The following is a 25910-nucleotide window of genomic DNA, read 5'->3' as shown; positions in this document are numbered from 1 at the left end:
CTGTACTATTTTTTATAGCTCTGATAATTACGAATATAAGAGGCCAACCAATGAAAAAAGTCTTACAGAAATTCATACCGGATACTGCAACCGGTGATTTTCTTAAACAAGCCCTTGAGGATAGAAACATGACCATGAAGGATGTCCTTCACGGGTACATGTATATTCGCTGGCCTAAAGCATACATAGGAGCAGCACTGGGCGAGAATAATCTTGCTCCTATTGCTGATTTTATTTCTAGCCTCATGGCTTCTCCAAAGAACAGGAAAAAGCGCCAGCAGCTAAAAAAAGAGTTTGCCGAATCATATCATGGAAAAGTTCTCATTACAGAAGAAGCTGTTAAATTCGTAAAAATAAATAAAAATGTAGTAACAACTGTTCCTGAGAAAGTTCTGCCATTTAAAAGAGCCAGAGATGTTGTACTGCAAAACCCGGATCACATAGTAGCTTTTGAATGCCCGTGCCGCGCGTCACGAGAAAATCCATGCCTGCCTATGGATGTATGTCTGATCATGGGTGAACCATTTGCATCATTTGTTGCTAAAAACCATCCGGAAAAAGCTCGGCGCATAACAGAAGAGGAAGCAATACGCATCCTTGAAGCTGAAAATGCACGTGGACATGTACATCATGCTTTTTTTAAGGATGTAATGCTTGGAAGATTTTATGCCATCTGCAACTGCTGCTCCTGCTGCTGCGGAGCAATGGAGGCTACCCGTAACGGAATCCCGATGCTGATCCCATCAGGATATATCTCCGTTGTTGATCCGCACAAGTGCATCGGGTGCGGGCAATGTATGGAATACTGCCCCTTCGGAGCTATGGCTGTACGGGACAAACGCATGCGCATCAATCCTGAGAAATGCATGGGCTGCGGAGTCTGCATCAATAAATGCCGTAAAGATGCTTTGCGCCTTGCACGCAATAAAAAGCACCCCGCCCCGCTATTAGTAGATGAATTTGATAAATAAATGGACTAAACGACTTACGCAGTTTCTTCTATAATCTTTTCAATCATGTCCGCAGCATCGACAAATGATGCTTCCGGGTCAGATTCAAGCAGAGCAATCTGTAGATTTATCTCACGCTGCAAAGTTATATTCTCAGGATCAAAATATAGCCTCCAAACTGGAATTGACTTTTTTCCTGCTCCAGCCCGACACAGTAAAAGACCTAAGTAGAGATAAGAAAAATTATCTTTACCCAAAATCCTGATTGCCCTTTCAAACTCAACTTTTGCCTGAATATATTTTTCACACTTATATAGGCAATGCCCCAGACGTTTTCGGGCATCGGCATTCTGTGGTTCTGTTTTGATAAACTCTTTATACTTTTCAGAAGCCTCTTCGTAACGTTTATTCTCATAGGCAACATTAGCCTGTGCAAGAGTATCAAGATCAACTTCTTTCGCAGCAATAGGTTTAGCTGCACTCTGCGGCTGCTCGCGATCTTCTTTATTCCTGAAGCCGCCAAAGAGAAAACCCCTTCTGGAAAGTTTTTGTGGTTTCTTTTTCCCGGACATAATTACCTCCAAATGAAAACTGACGGAGTGTAACGGCAAATGCATAGAACGCCAAGTCATATCATCAACAGGTATGGACTTATGAATAGCTCCATTATAAACATAAAGAATCTTGTAATGAACAATATCGAGGATTAATCATGAAAAAATTATTTATTTTACTGACCTTATTATTTGTAATTTCGGCATGTACCAGAATGCCATCATACAAGACTCCATTTGATACAGGCGGGAAGATATACAAAATAGCCCTGCTACCGTGGAAAGCATCGACAATGAACTTCGAATTCAAATATCGCTGGACAATGACACAGGCTTTACGTGCTGCATGCAAACAGGCTGGTGCATTTGACTTAAAATGGTCAGCATACCCGGTAAATGGAGGAAATGTTCAATTAATCCCGAATATGAATGCCACACAATTATGGGAACAAAAAAAATACGGCAATTATGCACCGAACCCCGAGAAGGTATCAAAAATTGCTTCTACGTTAGGAGCTGATCTTGCCTTGCTTTATAATGTATCAGCAGACAACGCTGTTTCCAATGATCTTGGTTCGTTAGATAGCAAAAATGATTATGTAAGAATATTTATAGTTGACCCTGCAACAAAGCAGGTCACTGTTGATTTTATACGAACTGATTTTTTAAACAAAAGAGCCTATGCGGACGTTAAAATAATAACTTTGCGGGCTTTTAATAAATGGCTTTTACAAAACAAATAAGGGTTACCAGCGAACTATAAACAAGACGGAGACCGTAATGTTGAGAAAAATTAATTTGAAAATATTAACTGCTTTATGTCTTATGGCAAGCATGACGACTGCGGTCTATGCATCAGATATCAATATCAAAGGCTGGGAAAAGAATGGAAAATATGATCAGCTATACGATAATACCGATCGTGATGTGTTTAAGGGGACCCTTATTGATATCGAAGAAATAACTCCCATGGATGGAATGACTACCGGCATAGGGCTACTTGTAAAAGACAAAGACGATGGAGAAAAGGTTCTGGTTCATCTTGGTCCCAAAGACTTTGTTGAACCACGTATCAAAGGACTTCGCCCAGGTGTGAGACTGAAAGTTTACGGAGTACTTGTAACAATAGGTAATGATTATGAGTATATTTGCGCCAAGTTAAAAGCAGGGGAAGAGCGGCAATACAAATTTCGCCTGACCAAAGACGGAACCCCGTTCTGGTCACTGACTCCCGAACAACTTAAACACGAAGAGTCTGAGCTTAAGCAGTAATTAATTTCAGCAATCAAACTGGTGAGTTTTTCAGTGAAAGGCTCACCGGTTTGAAATTTCCCCCAACACAATTTTATACTTTTATAAATACGACAGTTTATTCCTACTGCATAAATCTTTTTAAATAATAAATGAGCCTTATGAATCCTGATAATATTTCCCGAATTTCGTCTGAACTGAACATCCCTCATAAAAATGTAAAAGCTGTTGTTGAACTGCTTGATGAAGGGGCTACCATTCCCTTTATTTCACGCTACCGCAAAGAAGCAACAGGCAGCCTTGATGAGGTTTCAGTATCCTCAGTCAATGACCTTTTTGGAAAACTTAAAGAACTCGATAAAAGACGGGAGACTGTTCTTAAATCCATTGATGAACAGGGAAAACTGGACAGTGTTCTTAAAAGCAGAATTGATTCTGCGGCGACAATGCGTGAGCTTGAAGATATATATCTGCCATACAAGCCTAAACGCAAAAGCAAAGGTCAGACTGCAATCCAGAAAGGACTCGAGCCTTTAGCGTACAAAATTTTTGCTCAGCAATGTGAGCCCCAGAAAGAAGCACTGGCATATATTTCCAAGGACAAAGGAGTTGAAACGATAGACGATGCTCTTGCCGGAGCACGCGATATTATTGCTGAAAAGATTTCTGAAAATACTGGCACCCGCCAAGCAATCCGTACTCTTTTTGAACGCAAAGCATTCATTGAATCAAAAGCAACAAAAACAGCGCTGGAAGATGTAAACAAAGATAAAGCCTCTAAATTTAGAGACTGGTTTGATTGGAGTGAACCAGCCAAGCGAGCAGCCGGACATCGTATTTTAGCGCTTTTGCGTGGTGAGCGTGATAAATTTTTGAAAGTTTCCATCAGACCGGATGAAGCTGAAGGACTTGAAGTTCTGCACCGAAAATTAGTACGTTCAGCATCTGAGGCCTCTAAGCAAGTGGAAAAAGCGGCAACCGACAGCTATAAACGACTTCTTGCCCCGCAAATGGAAACAGAGCTGCGCGCCATACTACTTGAAAAAGCAGAAACAGAAGCCATCAAAGTATTTGCATCCAACTTGCGGGAGATTCTTCTTGCTCCTCCTCTGGGCAGTAAAAGAATAATGGCTCTGGACCCCGGATTTCGTACCGGAGCAAAACTGGTCTGTTTGGATGAACAGGGAGCTCTGCTGCACAATGACACCATCTATCCTGTAACATCTGAGAACAAAAAGAAAGATGCTGCCGCAATAGTAACTGAGCTGGTAAACAAATATAAAATTGAAGCCATTGCCATCGGCAATGGAACGGCAGGACGTGAAACAGAACAGTTTGTAAAAGAATTAGGCCTTGATAAAGCAATCAGTATCATCATGGTAAATGAGTCCGGAGCATCGGTATATTCGGCCTCTGAAATAGCCCGTGAGGAATTTCCGAACTACGATATCACCGTGCGAGGATCTGTCTCCATCGGCCGCAGACTGATGGACCCATTGGCTGAACTGGTTAAGATTGATCCTAAAGCTATAGGTGTCGGGCAATATCAGCATGATGTTGACCAGAAAGCTTTAGCTGAAAGTCTGAATAGGGTTGTTGAATCATGTGTAAATATGGTCGGGGTGGAGCTCAACACGGCCAGCGGCCGTCTTTTGCAATCAGTATCAGGACTAGGTCCTGTCCTTGCCGCTAATATAATCAAATTCCGGGATGAAAACGGACCATTTGGCTCACGTAAGGACCTGCTGAAAGTTCCCCGTCTAGGCCCAAAAGCTTTTGAACAATGTGCCGGATTCTTACGCATCAGGGATGCAAAAAATCCTCTTGATAATACTGCCGTGCATCCAGAGCGCTATAAAACAGTAGCTAAAATGGCTAAAGATATAGGAACTGATATTGCGGCTCTAATCAAATCTTCAGAACTGCGTTCTGAAGTAAAACTGGATAATTATATTACTGAAGATCTCGGCCTGCCAACTCTTAAGGATATTATGAAAGAGCTGGAAAAACCTGGACGTGATCCGCGTAAACAATTTGAAGCAGTAAATTTCGATGATTCAGTAAAAGAAGTTAAAGATCTGCGTGAAGGAATGGTCCTCAACGGCATAGTAACAAACGTTACCGCCTTTGGAGCATTTGTTGACGTAGGAGTGCATCAGGACGGGCTTGTGCATATCAGCCGTATTGCAGATGAATTTATAAAAGACCCGTCTACAATAGTGCATCCGGGACTGGCTGTTAAAGTAAAAGTTATGGAAGTAGATATTGACCGCAAACGTATTTCCATGTCAATGCGGCCTTCTGATATGTAAGAAGGCCCGCAAGGGCCTTACCTTATTTTATTTTCAGCTTAGATAGCTATTTTATCAAGTACATCCTGCAAAATTTCATCTTCACTTTGATCGGAACGCACGATGTGGTGTGAAGCCTCCATAAAGTTTGGTTCAAAACGATTAAGCATAAGAGAAATCTGCTCGCGGGCATCATCAGAACCGTCTGAAGCATTAAGTAAAGTCATAAAATCAGACATAATGGTAATGACTTTACCGTTACTTTTTAATAATTCACGATTTTTCTCAGACTTTACTGCACCTCGGGGCATACTTACGATCTGATTATCTCCGGTAGCAACTTCGTTAAGCACAGGATTTCCATCACTGCGGCTGATTATTACAAATTTACGGCCCAGTTTTTCGGCGACCTTTGCGGCAATAGATTTACGCAGTTCATCATTAAGGCAAAAGATAAATACATTGCCGGAATCACGCCCTCCTATAAGCATGTCCTTAGCCATACCCGGCACATAAACACTTCTCTTGTTTTCATCGGCAACTTCATACTCAACATCAAGCATATCAGTTTCTCTTTTCTGCATAACTGCTCCTTGCACTCTTCTGAGGGATATATAATCATTACAATATGCGGTGGTATTACTATTTACGCCGAAAGAAAACCGTACGTTTATACTGCTCATCATCAGGAAGTTCTTTGGATAGATAAACCATCTCCCAGTTCGCTGCGAAAAGGTCTCTAACAAAATCAAGAAGATTAAAAAATCCATTCTCAATTTTAGCTTGAGGATATAGTTTAAGAAAATCCTGTTCGCTCATTTTAAAATGACGCTCCACGAGGTATATAGGTCTGAATGTCAGCAGCATTTCTGAGTTGCAACGTTTCTCAAGACCACGGAGTATCGGGACCAGATGCCCATCTGAAATATTAATTTTACCTAGAATATCAATCAACATTCCCATATCAAAAGTCTGCTCAGGATTTTCATAAGCAAAGTTGCAAACTCTGAAATCAACACCTTCAATGCCATAAAGTTCTGCCAGTTTTTTCGCCCCGGCTATGACCTTTTGCTCCATGTCATAACCCACAACCTCTTTAGCTCCGCACCTGTGAGCATGAAAAGTGAAATGTCCAAGATTGCAACCAAGGTCACAGATACTTTTGCCCTTAAAATCAAGTGCAGTAAATTCTGGATCAATCCCGTCTATATCATGCCCGACTCCTCCGGCGAGAGTCTTATTTTCGAAGTCATACAATGGACGCCAGATAAGACTTTTACCAACTTCTTCCACAATTTTTTTAAGCTCAGCATTCTTGGTCATTGCAAATACTTCCAGTTGGTTATGGTGATTATGATAAAACCTTAAATTTGAGTCAGGCTCATATTATTAATTTTTTCTGACACAGCTTCCGCATATAACTGTATTGCATAGCGAACTCAAGAACCGGATTCGAATTGCATGAAATTTTGATGCGTGTTACTCGATTTAAGCGAAATCAGGAGTAGTTTTTTGCAGCAGATAACCGAGCATTTTATTTCAGGTAATTCTTTTATTCATAGCACACACCCCGGCTTCAGAGTCGGCTGTGCATTTATGTTTTCACTATGCGGAGCACTTGTAACAAATATCAGTGCAGCAGAGTGCGTTTTTGCCTGTGGTGTAATATTTGCTTTAGCGGCCAGACTTCCATTCTTAAAGCTTATTAAAAGACTTTTCTTTGTAAACTTCTTTATATTTTTTCTTTGGATATTCCTGCCATTCTCCCGTCCAGGAGACCCTCTTTTTACTATAGGTCCTTTTACAGCAACGACTCAGGGAGTTGCGTATACGACTATAATCACTTTGAAATCTAATGGAGTCATTCTGGCAATGACCTCTCTGATTTCCACTATGGCCGTACAGCAAATGGGAGCAGGAATGCAGTCTTTACATATTCCTGACAAATTTTGCCGTCTATTTCTCTTCACATGGCGATACGTGCATGTCATGAGTACTGAATTTTATAAAATGAGACGGGCCGCAACAATGCGTAATTTCCAGCCACGTACGAACTTGCGCACATACCAAACCTATGCATGGCTGATGGGGATGCTTCTTGTACGCAGTCTGGATAGAGCGCAACGTGTATGGCAGGCCATGATTTGCCGCGGCTTTACAGGTACTTTTCATACTCTAAACAGTCTTGAAGTGCATGGCAGAGATTGGTTTCTACTCATAATCAGCATAGTTTTTTCAACCGTATTTATTGTTCTTGAGTTTTATAAAATTGGGGTTTTGTTGTGAGTGCAGCTATTTTTTCTCTCAAAGAAATCAGCTTCAGCTATACAGATGGTGCTGAAATTTTAAATAATGTTAATTTTAAACTGAATGCATACGACAAGATTGCCCTTACCGGACATAACGGATCGGGAAAAACAACTTTGCTGCATTTAATTATGGGACTGCTTAAACCAACATCAGGTAAAATTTTATATAAAGATGTTCCTATGGTCGGCGAAAAGGACTTTCAAGAACTGCGCAAAGGGGTTGGGCTGCTTTTCCAACAGGCTGATGATCAACTTTTTTGTCCTACAGTGATTGAAGATGTTGCCTTCGGTCCACTCAATCTTGGTAAAACCTGTGATGAAGCTCGAGAAATTGCAATGTATACCCTTTGCATGCTTGGCCTTTCAGGTTATGAAAATAGAGTATCCTACCGCTTGTCCGGTGGAGAAAAGAAACTTGTCTCTCTTGCGACGGTTCTTGCAATGCAACCGGAAGCATTGGTTTTAGATGAGCCTACAAATGACCTTGATCCGTCTATGCGTGCAAGGCTTATTGAAATACTTAACTCTCTGGATGTTGCTATGCTTGTTGTTTCTCATGATCTTGATTTTCTAAAACAGACTACAACTAACGAATACTCGTGCTGCAACAACACAGTAGTTAAAGGGGCATCAGCTTTTCACGGAGATCATAACTTCGGTGAGTGTAAAATTTAAAAAACAATATCAGGAGAAACTTAATGCTGAAAATCAAAACTATTTTATTGCTTGCTATCACTATTTTCGCAGTCTCAGGATGTCTAAACGAAGATAAAACTGTTTCCATCAAAGTTCATGCTACGGCGTACACTTCTCAAGTGGGACAAACATCTGCACACCCGTTTCTCGGCGCATGGGGTGATGAACTTAAACCGGGTATGAAAGCTATTGCTGTTTCACGTGACCTTATCGAGAAAGGACTTACGCACGATACTAAAGTTAAAATCGAAGGACTTTCCGGAGAGTATCTGGTTAAAGATAAGATGAATAAACGCTGGACCGATAAGATTGATATATATATGGGACTTGATACAGCTGCAGCAAAAGACTGGGGCAAACGTGAAGTGACAATCACTTTTACCAAAGCGGATAAATAGCGATACTAAGTTTATATGTAAAAAGCGTAAAAGGCTCAAAACCGAGTCTTTTATGTTTTTTAACTAACAAAAACAGCTTATTAAAAAAATATTACAACTTAGCTTTTCCATGCTTTATTTTTCCGCCTGTTTTACGTAAAGATGGCCTTTCGCAGCGCCCCAATCTACTTACAAAGTGGACCTCGGCAAATCATATTTGCTGCGATGAACGGAGAATATTTTGAGCGAACGGAAAAGAAATCCTCACCAGTCTATCAGAGCATACTGCCTATGGTGCATGGGCGGAAGTCCACAGCTTGTCAAGGAGTGTGAGGACGAGGCCTGCTCCCTTTATGAGCTTCGCGGTCCGGCAACAGATGAATCTCAACGTACATGTATACGGGCAATACGAAAGCACTGTCTGGCCTGCACAGTTGGCGACCGCCAGGCTATCAGAGACTGTAAAGAGAAAGAATGCGTGTTACGCCGTTTTAGATTAGGTATACACCCCAAAACAATACAGCGCAGAAAAAAAAGGCAAATAGAAAAAAGTTATCTCACGCTACCGGGCCTTTAAAAAAAGGCCCCATACCTACCAGCGTAAAGACAGACAAGTCAGCCCGCCATCCATCTTTCTAAATTCAGACATATCTATAAACTCTGGATTAAACCCGTTTTTATCAAGCAGCTCAGCTGTTGCCGGAAATCCTGCCGGAACCAGTAGTTTACTACCTAAATGCAAGCAATTAGAAGAGTACTCCTCACCCTTTTGAACCATCAGTTTTTTAAAACCAGTAAACTCATCACGCTTTGCAAAACGAGCACTCATTATCAAAGTTTCCTCATCCAGAGCAGAAAGTTCTGTCTTAAGATGCGGCATACCGTTGTCAAAAGGAACCGGAATACACTTATATCCGAACCTTGATGCAGCTATAGAAAATTGCTCAAACCCTGATTTATTAGTACGGGTATCTATGCCCACATAGAACGTTTCACCCATAAGCAATACATCTCCGCCCTCCATAAGTCCGTCACCTTCCATACGGATAATCTCATCAGCATGATCAGATAATACAGACTGGATTACTCTGACTTCACCGCGCCTTGATTCTGCCCCCGGACAAGTCAGAAAAGCAGCTGTTCCTCCCTTAAAAGGAATCATTACAGCTGTATCTTCAACAAATACTGAATCCGGATATTCTTCCACTGCGTCAAGGACAGTTACTTTAATTCCAGCCTCTTCAAATGATTCAATGTAAGCCTGATGCTGCTTAAAAGTCAGTTCCATATCAGGAGATCCAAGCCCTGCTGCGGTCAAACCCTGTCCAAGGCTCCGGGCCGGCTTTCTGACAATAGCTTTGCTGAACATATATTTTCCTTAAAAGTATAATTTACTGAATGGTTACATCTTTAGCTTTTTGCTGATCGGCAATGAGAGTCAATTTAGAACGGATATATTCACTGGCAAGATTACCGGCTTCATCATTCTGAGTAGGTGCAAAAGAAGCAATATCCTGATCAACCTGCTTTTCCATCCGCTCTGATTCCATAAACATAATATAGATTAAAACCAGCGCAGAATCATTTTCCGAAGTTCCGCTGCAAAGCTCCTCAATCTGATTACGAGGAACAGTCTCAAGAAGACGATCAATAAACATTACAGCCCATTTATCGTAAAGTTCAGCAATAGGAGGAATCATAGATTTTATATTCTTAACAGCGCCTTCATCAATATTAGGCATAGTCATAGCTATAAACTCACCAAGAGCGTCCTGCCGCGCATCTTCATTTCCAAGACATTTATCCATTATTATTCTATGGATATATTCTCTAATCTTAACTTCTTCCATTTCTATTTCCTCTGCTTACGCAAAAATTATTCATGAATTAATGGCGATTGATTACTAAAAAGGCCAGCGACAGGCAACTGTCTGGTGGCGACAATGGACAAAGCCGTTGACAGCTGACTTGATTCATATAAATCTTAGTTGATAAGCCTCCATTTTACTAAATAATAGATAATTTACTTTTCAATATTCCCATAGAACAGTTTGATTTTCAGGAGAAGTTTTCTGATGGTAAATGGTAAGAAAGTGGTAATGGTAATGCCAGCCTATAATGCGGCATCCACGCTGAAAAAGACAATTGATGAACTTCCTGAAAATCTAGTAGATGAAATCCTGCTGGTGGATGATTGCAGCAGAGACGGTACCGTTTCACAGGCAAAACAACTCGGAATTAAAACGGTAGTTCATACCTGCAACACAGGGTACGGCGGCAATCAGAAAACATGTTATAAAACAGCCCTTGATATGGGAGCAGATATCGTCGCCATGGTTCACCCCGATTATCAATACACTCCACTTATTCTTTCAGCGATGGTTTCACCAATTGCACATGGAGTATTTGACTGCATGCTAGGTTCGCGCATACTCGGCACAGGAGCACGCAAAGGAGGCATGCCCCTATATAAATATATTTCAAACCGTGCGTTGACCATATTCCAAAACCTGCTCGTGGGCTATCATTTGTCTGAATACCACACCGGATACCGCGCTTTCTCCCGTGACCTCCTTGAACATATTCCCTTTGAAGGCAACAGTGACGACTTTGTTTTTGATAATCAAATGTTATGCCAGATCATCTATGCAAATTACGATATAGGTGAAGTCACCTGCCCCACACGCTATATGGATGATTCATCATCCATAAGTTTTAAACGTTCTGTTAAATACGGTCTGGGCGTTCTTAAATGCTCAACTGAAACTCTACTTCACAGGCTTGGCTGGTTGGAATGTGATTTTCTGAAAGGTATGAGCAGAAATCCAGGCAACAAATCTTAGCAGGCAGCAGTTATGAACAAGTCAGGGATTAAGTTGAATTCAAAAAAAGTGTTACTTGCTGCTATGATGCTTTCCGCACTGATACTCATCGTATATGGACAATGCGGGACTTTTGAGTTGGTGAGCTATGACGACACAAGCTATGTCACCAATAACGCACGAGTGATGCAGGGAATATCTGCTGAAAACATCAGCTGGGCATTCGGTTCTTTCCAATCATCCAACTACCACCCCCTAACCATGATCTCTCATATGCTGGATACCACTCTATTTGGCAATTCAGCAGGAGCACGTCATCTTGTTAATATTTTTTTACACCTGATTAACGTTCTTTTACTATTTTTTTTCCTGCTCAAAGCAACGTCAACACAAGATGAAGAGAACCTTATTCCTGCATTTTTCGTTGCTGCTCTCTTTGCCATACATCCCGTTCACGTAGAATCAGTTGCATGGATTTCCGAACGTAAAGACGTTCTTTCCACCTTTTTCTGGCTTGCAGCTATGCACAGCTGGTTCGACTGGGCAAAACATAAAAAAATGTCCAGCTATGCACTTACTTTCTTTTTTACAGGCATGGGAATACTTGCAAAGCCTATGGTTGTGACTCTTCCTGCGGCACTGATTCTGCTTGATATCTGGCCTCTGAATAGAATAGACATTACCAAAAATAAATTTGCTCAATTAGCTAAACTGACTGCTGAAAAACTGCCACTTTTCTGTCTTTCTGTATTCTCAGCGGTATTAACCGTCATGGCCCAAAAAGGTGGAGGGGCTATGCAGTCAATGGAATCCTTTCCTTTCAGTCTCAGAGTCTCCAATGCCCTTGTTTCGTGGATAGCATACCTCCGAGAATTACTCGCACCAGTAAATCTGGCTGTTTTTTATCCCTATCCACATGAAATACCTATCTGGAAACCAGTTACAGCTTTTATTTTCATACTGGCCGTTTCCGGTATCTGCCTGCGTTATATTAAAAAATTCCCCTTCGCAGCCGTTGGTTGGTTCTGGTATCTTGGAACTCTGGTTCCGGTAATAGGTCTGGTACAAGTCGGAGATCAGTGCATGGCTGACCGTTATGCATACATCCCCTTCATTGGGCTCTATATAGCAATAATCTACAGTGCATCCTTTGCGGTCAAAAAGGGTTATATTCCGGCAAAAACTCTAATAGCTGCAGGAGCTGCAATTGTGGCGATTCTGACTGCCGTCGCATACACACAGACTTCATATTGGGAAAACAGTGAAACATTATATCCCCGGGCTCTTGCTGTAACAAAAAACAACCACCACATGCACTACAATTACGGCAATCTGATGGAGCGCAAAAAAGAACTGAACAAGGCCGCTGAGCATTATAAAGCGGCATTTAAAGCAGATCCTTCACATTACAAAGCTATGACCAATCTTGCCATAATTCTATCCCGCCGGGGAGAAGATGTCAGCGCTATGAATCTTTACAATCAGGCTTTAAAAATCAATCCTGACTACGCTACAGCATATGCCAACAGAGGAATCTGCTATCATAAGCAGGGTAAATATGATTTTGCGATAGCAGACTACCGTAAGGCCCTAGAACTTGAACCCAATCATGTAAATACAATGATTAACATGGGACTTCTATTTTATACACGTGGCGACAAGTCTTCTGCAAAAGAATGGTTACTAAAAGCTCTTTCCCTTGACCCTGAAAATAAGTTGGCTCGCAAAAATTTAAGTATGATTCATTGATCGCCTAATCAAAGTATTTGACATATCATTTTAATTAGGTTGAAAAAGAATTGTTTTACTAAATAGTTGTCTGTCACTGACAGCCCTGCCATAAGAAATTCATTTCTTTACTAATCCCTTCTTTACCCACGGAGCTCTGTATGGACTTTCTTTACAACCTTCTTCCCTTATTTAAAATTCTTTTTGTCTTCATATCTATGCTTGCCGGAATCAGGCTACGCTTAGGAGTTGGACCATCTATTCTCCTTGGCTCAATCATTCTCGCCTTACTCACTTCAATGGGAGTAACATCCTTTCTTACAGCATCCGGCGCTGCTTTAGCTGACCAGAAAACTCTTTTTCTAGCTGTAATTGTAGCTCTGATCATGGTCTTAAGCGGACTTTTGGAAAGAACAGGACAGGCCGGCAGAATAATGAACTCCTTAACCGGATATTTAAAAAGCCCTCGCCTGCGGCTTGTGTTCTTTCCGGCTCTTATAGGACTACTTCCTATGCCCGGAGGAGCTATATTTTCTGCCCCTATGATTCAAGAAGCTGCAAACGGTCTTGATGTTTCAGGGAAAGACAAAGTTGTTATCAATTACTGGTTCCGCCATGTATGGGAACTGACATGGCCTCTTTATCCAGGCATGATTCTCGGATCGGCACTATCCGGTATGTCCATTTTTGAATTCATCAGCTACACTTTTCCAGGAGCAGTGGCCTGTATAGTTCTAGGATATTTATTCTTTTTACGTCCTTCAGTTCTCCCCATGACCGGCAGTACCACCGTAGCTGAAAATACTACAGCCAAAACCGGCGTTAAAAAAATATTAATTGAAGGCTTACCGCTCATTACAGCCATTGTCGGTGCACTATTTTTCGAAGGGACTCTAGCAGCTCTTTTCCCCGGCATCCCCTTTGAAACAGGTATTGTAATAGCCCTATTTGCTGCTGTCTGCTGTGCAATATTTGCTAATCCTGGATCTTTTAAAATAACCCGTGAACTATTGGTAGAAAAACGTTTTTTAAACATGATCTTCATGATCTTATGTGTATTTATTTTCAAAGATATTCTCGGTGCCAGCGGATTAATAGACGACCTTTCTCAACTTGCTGGAGGCGGAGCTGCACTTATAGCCGCGGCAGTACTTGTCCCGTTTCTTGTTGGATTTATTTCCGGTATTACACTCGCTTATGTCGGCGCATCAATGCCTCTGGTAGTCGGACTTGTCCACGCCACAGGTCTATCACATCAACTTCATGCATGGGTAATCCTATGCATGTTCTCCGGCTTTTCAGGTCTTATGGCTTCACCGCTTCACATATGTTTTCTTCTGACCTGTGAATATTTTAAAGTTGATATGTATTCTGCATGGAAAAGAGTTGCTATCCCCAGCTTGATGCTTATGTTGCTCGGGGTAGCGTACTTTCTTATTTTATTATAAGAAAAATTCTCATTTCAAATGAAAGATAAAAATCGGAGGGATAAATATGTCTAATCCTATGGTACTGATGGAAACACCTGAAGGCGAAGTGCTTATCGAACTTTTCGAAAAAGAAGCACCTAAAACAGTTGAAAACTTCTTACGTTACATTGATGAAGGATTCTACGAAGGAACTCTCTTTCACAGAGTTATCAATAACTTCATGATTCAGGGAGGCGGTTTTGACTTCAATATGAAGGAAAAAGATAACCATGCTCCTGTTGAAAACGAAGCTGACAATGGCCTTAAAAACGATCTGGGAACCCTTGCAATGGCTCGCACCATGGATCCACATTCAGCAACTTCACAGTTCTTTATCAATGTTAAAGACAATGGTTTCCTGAACCATTCCGGCAAAAATCCTCAAGGCTGGGGTTATTGTGTATTCGGAAAAGTTGTTGACGGAATGGAAGCTGTTGAAAAAATCAAAAAAGTTAAAACCCGCTCTTATGGCCACATGGATGATGTTCCTGCTGATCCCATCAGCATAATTTCCATGAAACGCTTTGAAGACTAGGACTTAAAGCTGTAAATGATATTTAAACGCCGGAAAGAGCTACTCTCTCCGGCGTTATTTTTTTGCAAAAAACCTTGTTTTTTTGTACAAAAATATTAAGAGTTCAAAAGATAGCAATTCCTTGCTATAAGATAATCATATAAATGATTTTTTATGCATCCAATAACCTTTCAGGGGTAACTCTTGGACAATTCTGAAATAACTATCCTCGTCATTGATGATGAAGATTTTGTTCGTGAAACGATCAGTGACTATCTGAGTGATTCCGGCTTTGAAATTCTTGGCGCCGGTGACGGTGAAGAAGGACTAAAAATTTTCAGAGAGCAAAAACCAGATGCAATGCTGGTTGATCTCAATATGCCCAAAGTTGACGGTTTTGAAGTTCTTAAAGCCGTATCATCAGAAAGCCCTGATACTCCTATAATAGTTGTCTCAGGGGCAGGTCTCATTCAGGATGCTATAACTGCGATAAGAGGCGGAGCATGGGACTTTGTGACAAAACCCATTGTTGACCTTAATATTCTTGAGCATGTTTTGGGTCAGGGATTGGAGAGAGCCTCTCTAATTAAAGAAAACAGACGTTACAAAGAACATCTTGAAGCAGAGGTGACTAAGAGAACCGAAGCACTGCACCATGAAATAAAGGTTCGCCGTGCTGCTCAGGATGAACTAATGTCCTTGCAGGATGAGGTGATTGAAACTCAAAAAGAAATCATCCTGACCCTCGGCGAAGTAGTTGAAACTCGCTCTAATGAAACAGCCAACCATGTACGCCGTGTAGCAGAACTATCATATATTCTTGCCCGACGTTACGGGCTCAGTGTAGAAGAAGCTGAATTACTGCGCCTTGCATCCCCTATGCACGATGTAGGGAAAATAGGAATTCCAGATACAATTCTCAATAAACCTGGCAAGCTGACCTCGGATGAAGTCGCGATTATTAAGACCCATACAACAATTGGTCATGAAATCTTAAAACATTCTGAACGTCCCATTATCAAAGCTGCCGCTATAGTTGCCTATGAACACCATGAACGCTGGGATGGTAGAGGATACCCGCGCGGACTTACTGCTGAAGAAATTAATATTTATGGACGCATAACCGGAATCACCGACGTATTCGATGCTCTCGGCAGTGAAAGAGTATATAAAAAAGCGTGGTCTATCGAAAAAATTACAGGATACTTTGCTGAAGGAAAGGGTAAACAGTTCGATCCACATTTGACAGACCTGTTCTTTGACAACATTGAGGAAATTCTAGAACTGCGCCGTGACTTTCCTGACGGTTAAAGACCTGCGGCGAGCTCAGCTAGTCTGCGGACACCAGTCTGAATTTCGGCACTCCACAGTGAGCCGCTTGATAACCTGATGTAATTTGAAAAAACATCCTGAGGGGAAAAAACAATCCCTGGCACAATTCCTATGCCCTCCTCCCTTGCTTTAAAAAACAACTCGACCCCATCAATATTCTCCGGAAGCTCAACCCAGAGAACAGATCCTCCTTTCGGATTAGTAACTTTTGTCCCTTCCGGAAATGAAAGCCCTATTTCAGTACGCATCTTATTCATTTGTTCTTTCATGGCAAAACGCAATTTTTTCAAGTGCTTATCGTAAAAAGTATCACGCAGATAACGGGCAATTGCCATCTGGGTCGGTGCAACACAGGAAACATTAGTCGTCGCCTTGATTTCAAGAGCTTTCTCAAGATAACGCCCTGGTGCAAGCCAACCAACCCTGTACCCCGGAGCAATTGTCTTTGAAAAAGAAGAACACAGCAGAACTCTTCCATCGCGATCATATGACTTAAAAGTGCGAGGACGGGAATCTCCGAAATAAATATCCCCGTATACATCATCCTCCACCAATGGAATTCTATTTTGAGCCAGTATTTTAACGATTTCCTGCTTACGCCGGTCAGAAGTCAAACTACCGTCAGGATTATTAAAATTAGCTGAGAAAATACACGCCTTGATATCAAAAGTTTTTGTTATTTCGGCAACACGATCAGGATTTATCCCTTTATCTGGACATGACGGTATTTCAATAGCCCGCAACCCTAGATTCTCCACTAGCTGCAAGAAACAATAATAAGATGGAGACTGTATGAGAACAAGATCTCCCGGCCTTGTTAAAGTTCTAAGTGAAATATAAAGGGCTTCCATAGCTCCGGTAGTAATAAGCAATTCATCTGCAGTAATATTCGATCCGCAATCAACCGACCGGAATGCTATATGTCTACGCAGATCAAGATTACCATGAATCATTTCGTACCCAGCTGTTTCCATTGGATTATCTCGAATAACACTACACATAATCTTAGCAAGCTGGCGTGTTGGAAGAAGCTCATTGCATGGACAAACAACACCAAGTGGCAGCAAATCTTTATTCCCTACTGTTTCAAGCGCTGTCTGAATAAGTTTATTTTTTGTTACCGCTCGAGGTTCAATTTTCTGAGTGATTTTAATTTCAGGAGTTGGAATGCGACGGAACTCGCTACGCACAAAATAACCGGAACGAGGACGTGATTCAATCAGACCGCGCTTTTCAAGTTCCTCATATGCATGACTTATCGTAGAGATAGAAACCTGTAATGTACTGCTCATCTGGCGCAAAGACGGAAGCTTATCACCTGGTACAAGATCACCTGCATCAATATGCTTTGATAGCTCTTGCTCTACTTTCTTATATCTGTACTGACTGTCTGCTCCGCTGAACCTCATCATAAACCTCTTATCTGTCAAAGTCTGTTATGATTAAAATTTGTATTATCTGTATCTGTACTGATGTCAGATTTCATATAAGGTGGCAAGTAGATCGAATAGCCTGATTGAGTTTTATCACTACTGGAGGTAAATGTGGAATCCGTGATTAGTTCCTCAAAAAATAAATACGACGCTGTGCTCATGTCGGCAATAAAACAAGCTCTTCCCATTGTCCTCGGCTATCTGCCCGTTGGATTTGCATATGGTGTTCTTGCGCGCAAGGCCGGCCTTTCTATCGATAATACAGTGCTCATGTCTCTAATTGTCTTCGCAGGATCAGCACAGTTTATTGCCGTAGGACTGCTTGCTTCAGGGGCTTCTGCATTATCTGTCATAATTACTACATTTATAGTCAATCTACGCCATCTGCTGATGTCTGCAGCTCTCTCACCTTATCTTAAGAAATGGACAAAACTTGAACTTGCAATTTTTTCTTTCCAATTGACCGATGAAAGTTTCGCTGTTCATTCCACCAGATTCAGCAACGGTGACATGAGTAAAAGTGAAACATATCTAATTAACAGCATTGCCCAGGCTGCATGGGTTGGTGGAACGGTTCTAGGGATTTTCTCAAGCACTCTGATAACTGATGTAAAACCGATGGGCCTTGATTATGCACTGCCTGCAATGTTTATAGCCCTGCTTATTTTTCAAATCAAAGATAAAAGCCACGTGATTGTAGGCCTCACAACAGGGATTCTATCCACTGCACTTGTCCTTGGCGGCTCAGGCCAATGGAACGTAATCATCGCCACCCTTATAGGTGCAACACTGGGAGTAGCAATATCATGGACCAGAAACTAATACTCTTCACACTCGTCGGTATGATGGCTGTAACATATATTCCACGGCTGCTTCCGGCACTGACTCTCAGCTCAAGAGAACTGCCACCTGTTATTGTAAAATGGCTTAGTTATGTACCAACCGCAGTACTTTCGGCTATGTTGGTACCGTCACTTATTGCCCCCGAAGGGAGCATCAGCTTGGGCTTCGACAATATTTACTTCTGGGTGGCAATTCCTACTTTTGCAGTAGCAATGTTTACCCGTAACTTCTTCGGTACAGTTGCTGTAGGCATGGGACTTGTCGCCGCTGTAAGGTATTTTTTATAAATATTGAATCGCTACCGAATACTATCAGAAATTAAGACACCGTCCTGCAAAATGTTTTTGCAGGACGGTGTCTTAATTTTATCAACATATCTCATATTAAAAAATATTCGGAGCAATTTTGGTTTTAAAATATTCATAACTTACATCGAAATCATCACGATTATGCGGCTCAAGGGTTATTGTCGGAGCATGAATCAATTCAGCTACGCGTGGAATAACATGATCCCAATTAATTCCCCCCTGACCTAAAGCAAGGTGCTCGTCCTTACGACCATTATTATCATGAAGATGAAGATGCTTTATATATGGAGCAAAAGCATCAAACCAGAGATCGAAATCATCATGCTCTGAACCTTTAGAAAAGGAATGCCAATGTCCAAGATCAAAACAGATTCCTATATTCTCTCTTCCAAGATCTTCTACCAGACGGACAATCGATTCAGGATCATACTCGTATGTATTTTCAAGACACAAAGGTGGGTGATCAGGCCAGGAGTTGCTTAATCTGCGCAATCCTTCCAGACAATTGGCATAAGATCGTTCAAATAATGGTTCTTCAAGCCACGAAGTCAATGAAGGGTGCATAACCATGCGTTGTGGAGAAAACAACTTTGCAAGCTCAAATGCGGCGCAAAGCGTATCAATCGATGCATTCCTTATTGCCGGATTAAGGCTGGATGGTTTCAAATCAAGGAATGGCAGATGAGCGGTACATTTGAGTTGAGCTTCTTCCAACTTTCCCTTGATATCCAGAAGCCAGTCCATACTCAGACATTCATCGCCCAAACAATCAAGACCGAGTTCAGGTTGAATAGAATTATCAATAAAAAAATCAAGATACTCAGGTGAATTATAAATATAACGCAACGGAAGATTTACAAAGCAGTTTTCAAATTCTGGCTTCACAGCTAAAATCTCCCGTTTCAAATTTATCTATTTATGAAAATATGATCATTTAAGCGAAGTCTGCAAAAAATCCTTACCATGAAAAACCATACGCCCGATAGGCTCAAAAGTGGTAGCATGCCGCATAGTTAAGACTGTATCTTTTCCAGTTTTAACCTCAAAAGAATCACCCCATGAAATGGGTATATCATCTATAAACGGCTGTAACTTCTGAAGATCACCGTTACTCCAAGCATCGCTCAATATATAACTGTCAGGATAAATATTCTCAACACGACCATCCATCCAGTTCACCAAGACATCATCTGCCTGCCTGCGAACAAGTTGTAGCGCTTTAATCCGGCGTGGAACAATAGACAGATAAAATTCAGACCTACGTTTTCCCGGAGTTTCGCGAACAACCCTGTATCGCGAAAGACCTTCGGGGCCTGTAAGCTTATATTTTGACATAAAATTAGCAGGATCAGCAATAATTTCGTATCCCACATCCTGCCCGCTGTTAACAGTAACTGAAGCCACAAATCCCTTCAGATTCAAAACCTCTTCGATGCTGCTTCCGAGCACTCCCTCAATGATAAACTGATCGCCTTCAACGGCGTTAAGCGTACCTGAAACATTGACAAACCGAGGTTTACCATTAAGCCAGCAAAGAAAAACAGGACCATTGGGCTCAGGTAAATTTACCTTGGATCCTTTCCAACGAACCTTTGCACTAGTCATTTTGCTACCATCAAGGCTGACTTCCAGTGCGGGGAACGATGAAAGGGCCATGCGCGGAGCTGTAAGTAAATTAAGATTAGGACGGTCACTTGCAAAAACAGCAAGAGCAGGTTCCAATCCTGATTCAGTTACAGCCAACCCAGAACCACTGGTTGAAACAGGAGCACCACGAACGAGATCTATACTTCTGCCCTTAAGAGGTTTACCATTAATCAAGATATTCAATCCGTTGGGCCGTCCTGCCTTGGGAAAAGTAAACTTAGGCACATCAAGCCTGAGACCAAATTCTTCAAGAAGATATTCCGTTGCTTTCAACTGCTGACGAACTTTCCACTCAAGATCTTTAATATCCTTGCTGACTTCAACAGCCATAGCAGGAATCCCTTGTTCAACCAATGCGTAGCAGGTAAGTGATTTACGCATTTCCGGATAATGGGTTGCTTTAGCAAAAGTGTCGGTATTAAATAGATTAAAATGATAAGATTTATTCGGAATATCGTCATTGAGACTCGAAATTGCGCGATTACACATTTCAGCCAGATGGATATTTTTGTATACGGCGGCATCAATAATCAGTGACTGCCCATAACGTTTAGGATTACGCAGATTATTTACATACTTGGGGTTATAAAACCCGCTACCTTCATGTAAATGAATAAATCCATCTACATCATTAATCAAAAATCTAATGGCGCGTGCAAGACGGTCTTCATAGAAATTGTTGTATTCTTTGTCGAATCGGCGATTAAGGTCAACGTTGATCTGACGGGTCCTACGAAGAATAGAAGGTTCGTTAGCACGAGGAACAATTATAAGATTTCCTTTGTGCAACTTACAACTGGTAAGCAGTTGAGCTGTAAAAAATCCAGAAAGCTCATCTCCCTGAATACCACCTTGCACCATTATAGTAGGTCCTGGTTCATCACCAAAGACCCAGGTAACCCGTAATGGATATTGTGTTCCCCCAAAAAGGGTATAGCTTCGGACCTGCTGTGCAGAAGCACTGCAGGCAAGGCCAAGAACCAAAAGGCTAATTAAGAATGCGCGACAAAGGATATACTTCACTGAAAATCAACTCATCCTGTTTAGTTGTTATCATAAGACGTATGCCATACAGATGGTCATAGTTAACTCCTGCAGGTAACCCGAATCTTGTACGGACAACTTTAAAACGCTGAATATGGAAAGACATATCATTAGGATTAGACTTTATGCGAACTCCGCTACCACTGTTCTTAATCAGCTCTATCTTGGCTTCCCCGCTTAAAGCTGAAGAAGTTTGCAGATTATTGAGATCAAAACTTAATGCCAGACTTCCACCGGATCTGCGAAGTTTCACATTTTCAACACCGGCACGCATAAGATTTTTGTAAAAAAGAAGCTTGGTTAAATCCACTTTTACGCCAGTTGATTCAACTTTCTTTTCTTCTACAGGGACAGAAGCCAGTAATGATTGCAATTCATTAGGATCATAAGAATCAAGAATCTTATTCACATTTTCTAAACGCTCAAGCTGCACAGAAGCGTCATTGAGTTTTTTATGCAACTCTAATTTTTCGCGTTTCAGCATGGTATTCTGATTCCAGAAAGTATATCCGGACCATGCTCCGGCTCCGGCACAAAGAGCAAGCAGCAAAATGAACCAGAAAAGCATTTTAAGCCATAAAGGACTGAGTCTGTATCTTTTTACAGTGTCATCATCCTTCATAAAAAGGACATTGTACTTGGTGTTGCCCATTAGAGCTTTCTCCATTGTTCATCAACAATCAGCCAGCTGTCCCCTTCAGGACGGATGACTACTTTTTTCAATCCCTTATCGCTATACCCTGACTCATCAGAATACTCCTGCCTGAAAGTAGCTTCAAGTCCCTGTGGATTTTCATGAAGTCTAACCTTGCCAAACTTGATAGACTTCGGCTTGCGACTTTCCCATATTGCTTTTTTCTGTGCTTTAATGGATTTAACTCCGCGCCTATTTCCTTGTAAGGCTTTTCCATCATACATTGACAAATAATCTGGCACATCAGCACTAAGCCAATAATCACGCCATTTATCCAAAAAGATACTAACACTTTTCATCTTCAATTCAAGATATTTGGCTTTAAGTGATTTTCCGGCAGGACCGTATTCACGCCCTACGATTTTCCATTTACCATCAATCTTCTGCCAGTACAGACGCTTAGAAGACGATGAAGACAATCGCCCAGACCTATAATACTGGTCAAACCACGTAACCCAGTAATCAGGTCCGGGCAAAGCCCGCAAATTTAAAATTTCAATATCAATCCACTTAGTGTTGGAAAAAATTCTTTTCTTACGATTCTTAAAAAACTTAAAAGACTTACTTTCAGACTTGCTAAATAATTCCTGATCATAAGCCTCGAAAAAGCCATTATCCCTCTTCTCCCAATCATGAGCCCACTTGTAAACAAGATTTTCGAGCTGCCTGGACTCCTCCAGCTGTTCATCGTCAGCCTGAGTCCAGCTAACAGATTCACCAATAACAACGGGAGTTCCACTCTTAATATGTGTATCTATAACACCTATATCAGAATTAACCAGAGCCACACAACCTTTGGTATCCATGGGGACTAGCTTTTTTCCTCGTCCATGAATCCATATACCGTAACCGGTCTTACCTTTGATTCGATCAATCGGATTGGGAAAATCAAGCGGAAAAGCCATTGTGCCATAGAGTTCGAAATCTTTAAGCCCGGTTCTTTTACCAGTTGTAAAATAAACACCCTCAGGAGTTTTTAAATCACCTTCAAAAACTTTGTCACCAGCCACCTGTCCCGTAGCGCAAGTAAAGGAGGCCTCAGCATGCAAAGGGCTTTTGTGGGCTAACAAATGAAGTTTCTGGGCCCCCTTGTCAACTGCGACTAAGTAATCTGGAACTAAAGGAGTCGCTCCAATGGCAGAACTCCATCCTTCAGCAAAGCAAAAGGATGACAGACCTGCGAGCAAAAAAAATATTACCCATAATAATCTCAAAAAATGCATCATACTGAAGCCAGTACCCCATCGCTTAAAAGCATGAAACGACGATATTAAAATCATTAACAAAGACTGTGCCAGAAAGATTACTTTTATACAATTGTGAGTATAGTCTTTCGGTCTTAAAGCTCGTTCACAGAAAAAACTACAAGATAAAACAAAAAAGACTCACATTTAGACAGCTAAAAACAGTTTTGAAAGGACACTACCATGAAAGAGCAAATCCTGCAAAAAAGAGCACCCGACCAAGCCGTAGGACTTAGCCGGGTGACCAATATCTTATATCGTTTTTTACAAACTATTCACCAAAGACTCTATCAAAAATCATATCTTCGTATCTGGTGTAATAGCCCATATCAAAAGCTTCATCTAAAGCTCCACTATCAAGCTGAGCTGAGATAGTTTCATCCTTACGGATTTCATCAGGAAAATAAACTTTATTTTCCCAGCAATGCATGGCCACTTTCTGAACCATTTCATAGGCTTTCTGTCTTTCCAGACCGGAATCAACCAAGGCAAGCAAAACACGCTGTGAATAAAACAATCCATAAGAAGCCATCAGATTGCGATCCATGTTGTCGCCATTGATTCTCAGGTTTTTAATAACACCATTCATACGGCCGAGAATATAGTCAGCCAGAATAGTTGAGTCAGGCATAATAACCCTTTCAACTGAAGAATGACTGATATCGCGCTCATGCCATAACGGCATATTTTCCATGGAAACAATACCATTCGTACGCAAAAGTCTTGAAAGACCTGAAAGATTCTCTGCAGAAATTGGATTCTTTTTATGAGGCATTGCAGAAGAACCTTTTTGTCCCTTGCTGAAACCTTCCTCAACTTCTAGAACCTCAGTTCTCTGAAGATGTCTAAGCTCAACACCAAGCCGCTCAATTCCACCGCCAAGAAGTCCTAAAGCGGTAAAAAAAGCTGCATGACGATCGCGCTGAACAATCTGAGTGGAAATAGGATCAACCTCGAGTTCAAGAAGTTCGCAGGTAATGCGTTCAACTTCAGGATCAAGCATGGCATATGTTCCCACAGCCCCAGAAATCTTTCCAACACTGACTCCCTTTACAGCCTGAGCAATGCGCTCACGGTGTCTGGAAAACTCAGCGTAGAATCCTGTCATTTTAAGACCGAAACTTGTAGGCTCAGCGTGGATACCGTGGGTACGGCCCATGCACATTCTGCCCTTATGGGTATAAGCCATTTCTTTAAGTGTTTCCAAGAATTCATCAAGATCCTTGAGAATCATCTTTCCAGCACGGCTAAGCAATACACCATTGGCAGTGTCAACAATATCGGAAGAGGTGCAGCCAAGGTGAATAAAGCGTGAGGATGGTCCGACTTTTTCTTCTACAGCTGTCAGGAAGGCAATCACGTCGTGCTTGGTTTTCTCTTCAATCTCAAGGATACGATCCAGTTCAAAGTCAGCTTTATCACGGATAATCTGCATGTCTTCTGCTGGAATACGGCCAAGTCTGTGCCAGGCTTCACAAATTGCTACTTCAACTTCAAGCCAAACTCTGAAACGGTTTTCCAGAGCCCATAGTTCACCCATGGCGGGACGGGTATATCTTTCAATCATTTTACCAATTCCGGTTAATTGTTGTGATATGAAATTATATTATGACTATTAGGACTCATCATATTATAAATATGAGGTCATAACAAGGTATAGGGATCATAAGAGTAAAGGCGATGCCAAAAAAACAGACGGCCCGGATATACCGGACCGTCTGGCCATTCATCAGCTAACTTGACGTACTGTCAGAACTCTTGCTTGAAGAGCCCGAGGAAGTGGATGCACCGGAGCCACTGCCGGCCGGACTAGAGTTGCCGGTTTTTCCGGCAGCTGAGTCGGTCTTACAGTATCCGGAAGAATACCACCCCCCACCTTTCAAGACAAAAGATGAGTTGGAAAGAACCTTGGTAGCAAGACCGCCACACACAGGGCATTCCAATTCTTTGTCTTCAAAACTTGTCTGCCATTCTTCAAATATCTGCTGACATTCGTGACATTGGTATTCATAAATCGGCATAAATCCCTCCAATAAAAAAGGTACGCCATACCTCTATACATAGAGGCTGGCGGACCTGATCCCTAAAAAAATGAGGGGCTGACCTGAATTATCCAGCACAATAAGACAAGATATCGTCTTGAAAAACCGGACAAAACAGAACAGTAAAAAACTTAACTGGCTGCTGCAGCCTTTGCTTCTGCGATACGAGCTTTAATTCTTTTAGCTCTGCGATGGCGTTTACGCTGAAGTTCTTTCTTTCTTTCAATCTTTTTGTGCCTGCCCATTTGGAGGACCTCCTAATATAAATTTTCGTACTTGCTGCACGATTATATGCTGCAAAGAAGGTGGTATTACCCTAAAAAGAGTGCAATTGTAAAGAACTTAACATAACCCATTTTCAT

At 41.5% G+C, this 25910-nt stretch carries 27 protein-coding genes; 15 read left to right on the top strand and 12 right to left on the bottom strand.

All coding sequences use genetic code 11. The features are described 5' to 3' along the window. Positions 1-50 precede the first annotated feature (50 nt). Entirely contained in the window at positions 51-971 is a 921-nt protein-coding gene (locus H589_RS0118660; RefSeq protein WP_027723434.1) for a 4Fe-4S binding protein, read from the top strand. A 14-nt stretch (positions 972-985) separates the two neighbouring features. On the opposite strand, the gene H589_RS0118655 is transcribed toward H589_RS0118660, so the two are convergent. Beyond that, positions 986-1522, bottom strand: a complete 537-nt coding sequence (locus H589_RS0118655; RefSeq protein WP_027723433.1) for a tetratricopeptide repeat protein — start codon at positions 1520-1522, stop codon at positions 986-988. A gap of 140 nt (positions 1523-1662) precedes the next feature. Here H589_RS0118655 and H589_RS0118650 point away from each other — a divergent pair, with 140 nt between their 5' ends. The 3 genes from H589_RS0118650 to H589_RS0118640 all read left to right on the top strand — a co-directional run bounded on the left by H589_RS0118650 (position 1663) and on the right by H589_RS0118640 (position 5067). Continuing rightward, positions 1663-2247 (top strand): hypothetical protein, encoded by a 585-nt coding sequence (locus H589_RS0118650; protein ID WP_027723432.1) that lies wholly within the window; start codon positions 1663-1665, stop codon positions 2245-2247. Positions 2248-2284: 37 nt separating this feature from the next. Then, the gene (locus H589_RS0118645; RefSeq protein WP_027723431.1) at positions 2285-2776 is read left to right on the top strand and encodes a MamS/MamX family magnetosome protein; all 492 of its coding nucleotides are present in this window, start codon (positions 2285-2287) and stop codon (positions 2774-2776) included. Positions 2777-2916: 140 nt separating this feature from the next. Continuing rightward, positions 2917-5067 carry a Tex family protein gene (locus H589_RS0118640; RefSeq protein ID WP_027723430.1) on the top strand — a complete coding sequence of 717 codons (2151 nt, stop codon included), beginning with the start codon at positions 2917-2919 and terminating at the stop codon, positions 5065-5067. Positions 5068-5105: 38 nt separating this feature from the next. Here H589_RS0118640 and H589_RS0118635 read toward each other — a convergent pair whose 3' ends face one another. Further along, entirely contained in the window at positions 5106-5630 is a 525-nt protein-coding gene (locus H589_RS0118635) for a shikimate kinase (protein ID WP_027723429.1), read from the bottom strand. Between the two features lie 58 nt (positions 5631-5688). Beyond that, positions 5689-6369, bottom strand: coding sequence for a class I SAM-dependent methyltransferase (locus tag H589_RS0118630; protein ID WP_027723428.1), 681 nt, complete (start codon positions 6367-6369; stop codon positions 5689-5691). A 189-nt stretch (positions 6370-6558) separates the two neighbouring features. On the opposite strand from H589_RS0118630, the gene cbiQ reads away from it, so the two are divergent. The 4 genes from cbiQ (at position 6559) to H589_RS0118610 (ending at position 9005) form a co-directional block, all read left to right on the top strand. Next, entirely contained in the window at positions 6559-7332 is a 774-nt protein-coding gene (gene cbiQ, locus H589_RS0118625; RefSeq protein WP_027723427.1) for a cobalt ECF transporter T component CbiQ, read from the top strand. Beyond that, positions 7329-8030, top strand: coding sequence for an energy-coupling factor ABC transporter ATP-binding protein (locus H589_RS0118620; protein ID WP_027723426.1), 702 nt, complete (start codon positions 7329-7331; stop codon positions 8028-8030). The genes cbiQ and H589_RS0118620 overlap by 4 nt, the downstream gene beginning before the upstream one ends. Positions 8031-8053: 23 nt before the next feature. After that, positions 8054-8449, top strand: coding sequence for a 3D domain-containing protein (locus H589_RS0118615; protein WP_156891789.1), 396 nt, complete (start codon positions 8054-8056; stop codon positions 8447-8449). 220 nt (positions 8450-8669) lie between these two features. Then, positions 8670-9005, top strand: a complete 336-nt coding sequence (locus H589_RS0118610; RefSeq protein WP_027723424.1) for a hypothetical protein — start codon at positions 8670-8672, stop codon at positions 9003-9005. 15 nt (positions 9006-9020) lie between these two features. On the opposite strand, the gene H589_RS0118605 is transcribed toward H589_RS0118610, so the two are convergent. Next, positions 9021-9797: a dimethylarginine dimethylaminohydrolase family protein gene (locus H589_RS0118605; RefSeq protein WP_027723423.1), complete on the bottom strand. Its 777-nt coding sequence runs from the start codon at positions 9795-9797 to the stop codon at positions 9021-9023. A gap of 22 nt (positions 9798-9819) precedes the next feature. After that, positions 9820-10278: a hypothetical protein gene (locus H589_RS0118600; protein WP_035076743.1), complete on the bottom strand. Its 459-nt coding sequence runs from the start codon at positions 10276-10278 to the stop codon at positions 9820-9822. 225 nt (positions 10279-10503) lie between these two features. Between H589_RS0118600 and H589_RS0118595 the strand changes: the two genes are divergently transcribed. From H589_RS0118595 to H589_RS0118575, 5 genes are all read left to right on the top strand, one after another. Next, on the top strand, positions 10504-11271 hold the full coding sequence (locus H589_RS0118595; protein WP_027723421.1) for a glycosyltransferase family 2 protein: 768 nt from the start codon (positions 10504-10506) through the stop codon (positions 11269-11271). A gap of 12 nt (positions 11272-11283) precedes the next feature. Then, positions 11284-12999: a tetratricopeptide repeat protein gene (locus H589_RS0118590; RefSeq protein WP_027723420.1), complete on the top strand. Its 1716-nt coding sequence runs from the start codon at positions 11284-11286 to the stop codon at positions 12997-12999. Positions 13000-13139: 140 nt separating this feature from the next. After that, positions 13140-14426 carry a DUF401 family protein gene (locus H589_RS0118585; RefSeq protein WP_027723419.1) on the top strand — a complete coding sequence of 429 codons (1287 nt, stop codon included), beginning with the start codon at positions 13140-13142 and terminating at the stop codon, positions 14424-14426. A 46-nt stretch (positions 14427-14472) separates the two neighbouring features. Beyond that, the gene (locus tag H589_RS0118580; protein WP_027723418.1) at positions 14473-14982 is read left to right on the top strand and encodes a peptidylprolyl isomerase; all 510 of its coding nucleotides are present in this window, start codon (positions 14473-14475) and stop codon (positions 14980-14982) included. Between the two features lie 183 nt (positions 14983-15165). Beyond that, the gene (locus tag H589_RS0118575; RefSeq protein WP_027723417.1) at positions 15166-16272 is read left to right on the top strand and encodes an HD domain-containing phosphohydrolase; all 1107 of its coding nucleotides are present in this window, start codon (positions 15166-15168) and stop codon (positions 16270-16272) included. Here H589_RS0118575 and H589_RS0118570 read toward each other — a convergent pair. Further along, positions 16269-17702: an aminotransferase-like domain-containing protein gene (locus H589_RS0118570; protein ID WP_027723416.1), complete on the bottom strand. Its 1434-nt coding sequence runs from the start codon at positions 17700-17702 to the stop codon at positions 16269-16271. The two genes, H589_RS0118575 and H589_RS0118570, sit on opposite strands and share 4 nt — an antisense overlap. A 135-nt stretch (positions 17703-17837) precedes the next feature. Between H589_RS0118570 and H589_RS0118565 the strand changes: the two genes are divergently transcribed. Both H589_RS0118565 and H589_RS0118560 read left to right on the top strand, forming a co-directional pair. After that, positions 17838-18548, top strand: coding sequence for an AzlC family ABC transporter permease (locus tag H589_RS0118565; protein WP_027723415.1), 711 nt, complete (start codon positions 17838-17840; stop codon positions 18546-18548). Further along, complete coding sequence (locus tag H589_RS0118560; RefSeq protein ID WP_027723414.1) at positions 18533-18856, top strand: AzlD domain-containing protein; 324 nt, start codon at positions 18533-18535, stop codon at positions 18854-18856. Before H589_RS0118565 ends, H589_RS0118560 begins: the two co-directional genes overlap by 16 nt. Before the next feature lie 96 nt (positions 18857-18952). On the opposite strand, the gene H589_RS0118555 is transcribed toward H589_RS0118560, so the two are convergent. The 6 genes from H589_RS0118555 to H589_RS0118530 all read right to left on the bottom strand — a co-directional run bounded on the left by H589_RS0118555 (position 18953) and on the right by H589_RS0118530 (position 25527). Continuing rightward, complete coding sequence (locus H589_RS0118555; protein ID WP_027723413.1) at positions 18953-19762, bottom strand: sugar phosphate isomerase/epimerase family protein; 810 nt, start codon at positions 19760-19762, stop codon at positions 18953-18955. A gap of 45 nt (positions 19763-19807) precedes the next feature. Then, positions 19808-21547, bottom strand: a complete 1740-nt coding sequence (locus H589_RS0118550) for a M14/M99 family metallopeptidase (RefSeq protein WP_027723412.1) — start codon at positions 21545-21547, stop codon at positions 19808-19810. Continuing rightward, positions 21513-22220 carry a hypothetical protein gene (locus H589_RS0118545; protein WP_027723411.1) on the bottom strand — a complete coding sequence of 236 codons (708 nt, stop codon included), beginning with the start codon at positions 22218-22220 and terminating at the stop codon, positions 21513-21515. Before H589_RS0118545 ends, H589_RS0118550 begins: the two co-directional genes overlap by 35 nt. After that, positions 22220-23449 carry a L,D-transpeptidase family protein gene (locus H589_RS0118540; RefSeq protein WP_245577219.1) on the bottom strand — a complete coding sequence of 410 codons (1230 nt, stop codon included), beginning with the start codon at positions 23447-23449 and terminating at the stop codon, positions 22220-22222. Before H589_RS0118540 ends, H589_RS0118545 begins: the two co-directional genes overlap by 1 nt. Positions 23450-23777: 328 nt before the next feature. Next, positions 23778-25073 carry an adenylosuccinate lyase gene (gene purB, locus H589_RS0118535; RefSeq protein ID WP_027723409.1) on the bottom strand — a complete coding sequence of 432 codons (1296 nt, stop codon included), beginning with the start codon at positions 25071-25073 and terminating at the stop codon, positions 23778-23780. A 166-nt stretch (positions 25074-25239) separates the two neighbouring features. Further along, on the bottom strand, positions 25240-25527 hold the full coding sequence (locus H589_RS0118530; protein WP_027723408.1) for an FmdB family zinc ribbon protein: 288 nt from the start codon (positions 25525-25527) through the stop codon (positions 25240-25242). Positions 25528-25910 lie beyond the last annotated feature (383 nt).

It is taken from the genome of Maridesulfovibrio zosterae DSM 11974, assembly GCF_000425265.1.
Lineage (GTDB): Bacteria > Desulfobacterota > Desulfovibrionia > Desulfovibrionales > Desulfovibrionaceae > Maridesulfovibrio > Maridesulfovibrio zosterae.
The sequence above is the reverse complement of the archived record's forward strand: the minus strand, read 5'-3'. Positions and strand labels throughout refer to the sequence as shown.

Bases quoted from the DNA above. Each gene is read 5' to 3' on its own strand.
- H589_RS0118645 (WP_027723431.1), top strand. From the start codon at position 2,285: ATGTTGAGAAAAATTAATTTGAAAATATTAACTGCTTTATGTCTTATG.
- H589_RS0118590 (WP_027723420.1), top strand. From the start codon at position 11,284: ATGAACAAGTCAGGGATTAAGTTGAATTCAAAAAAAGTGTTACTTGCT.
- H589_RS0118640 (WP_027723430.1), top strand. From the start codon at position 2,917: ATGAATCCTGATAATATTTCCCGAATTTCGTCTGAACTGAACATCCCT.
- purB (WP_027723409.1), bottom strand. From the start codon at position 25,073: ATGATTGAAAGATATACCCGTCCCGCCATGGGTGAACTATGGGCTCTG.
- H589_RS0118635 (WP_027723429.1), bottom strand. From the start codon at position 5,630: ATGCAGAAAAGAGAAACTGATATGCTTGATGTTGAGTATGAAGTTGCC.
- H589_RS0118570 (WP_027723416.1), bottom strand. From the start codon at position 17,702: ATGAGGTTCAGCGGAGCAGACAGTCAGTACAGATATAAGAAAGTAGAG.
- H589_RS0118560 (WP_027723414.1), top strand. From the start codon at position 18,533: ATGGACCAGAAACTAATACTCTTCACACTCGTCGGTATGATGGCTGTA.
- H589_RS0118660 (WP_027723434.1), top strand. From the start codon at position 51: ATGAAAAAAGTCTTACAGAAATTCATACCGGATACTGCAACCGGTGAT.
- H589_RS0118630 (WP_027723428.1), bottom strand. From the start codon at position 6,369: ATGACCAAGAATGCTGAGCTTAAAAAAATTGTGGAAGAAGTTGGTAAA.
- H589_RS0118580 (WP_027723418.1), top strand. From the start codon at position 14,473: ATGTCTAATCCTATGGTACTGATGGAAACACCTGAAGGCGAAGTGCTT.
- H589_RS0118650 (WP_027723432.1), top strand. From the start codon at position 1,663: ATGAAAAAATTATTTATTTTACTGACCTTATTATTTGTAATTTCGGCA.
- H589_RS0118605 (WP_027723423.1), bottom strand. From the start codon at position 9,797: ATGTTCAGCAAAGCTATTGTCAGAAAGCCGGCCCGGAGCCTTGGACAG.
- H589_RS0118615 (WP_156891789.1), top strand. From the start codon at position 8,054: ATGCTGAAAATCAAAACTATTTTATTGCTTGCTATCACTATTTTCGCA.
- H589_RS0118600 (WP_035076743.1), bottom strand. From the start codon at position 10,278: ATGGAAGAAGTTAAGATTAGAGAATATATCCATAGAATAATAATGGAT.
- H589_RS0118530 (WP_027723408.1), bottom strand. From the start codon at position 25,527: ATGCCGATTTATGAATACCAATGTCACGAATGTCAGCAGATATTTGAA.
- H589_RS0118585 (WP_027723419.1), top strand. From the start codon at position 13,140: ATGGACTTTCTTTACAACCTTCTTCCCTTATTTAAAATTCTTTTTGTC.
- H589_RS0118595 (WP_027723421.1), top strand. From the start codon at position 10,504: ATGGTAAATGGTAAGAAAGTGGTAATGGTAATGCCAGCCTATAATGCG.
- H589_RS0118545 (WP_027723411.1), bottom strand. From the start codon at position 22,220: ATGGGCAACACCAAGTACAATGTCCTTTTTATGAAGGATGATGACACT.
- H589_RS0118655 (WP_027723433.1), bottom strand. From the start codon at position 1,522: ATGTCCGGGAAAAAGAAACCACAAAAACTTTCCAGAAGGGGTTTTCTC.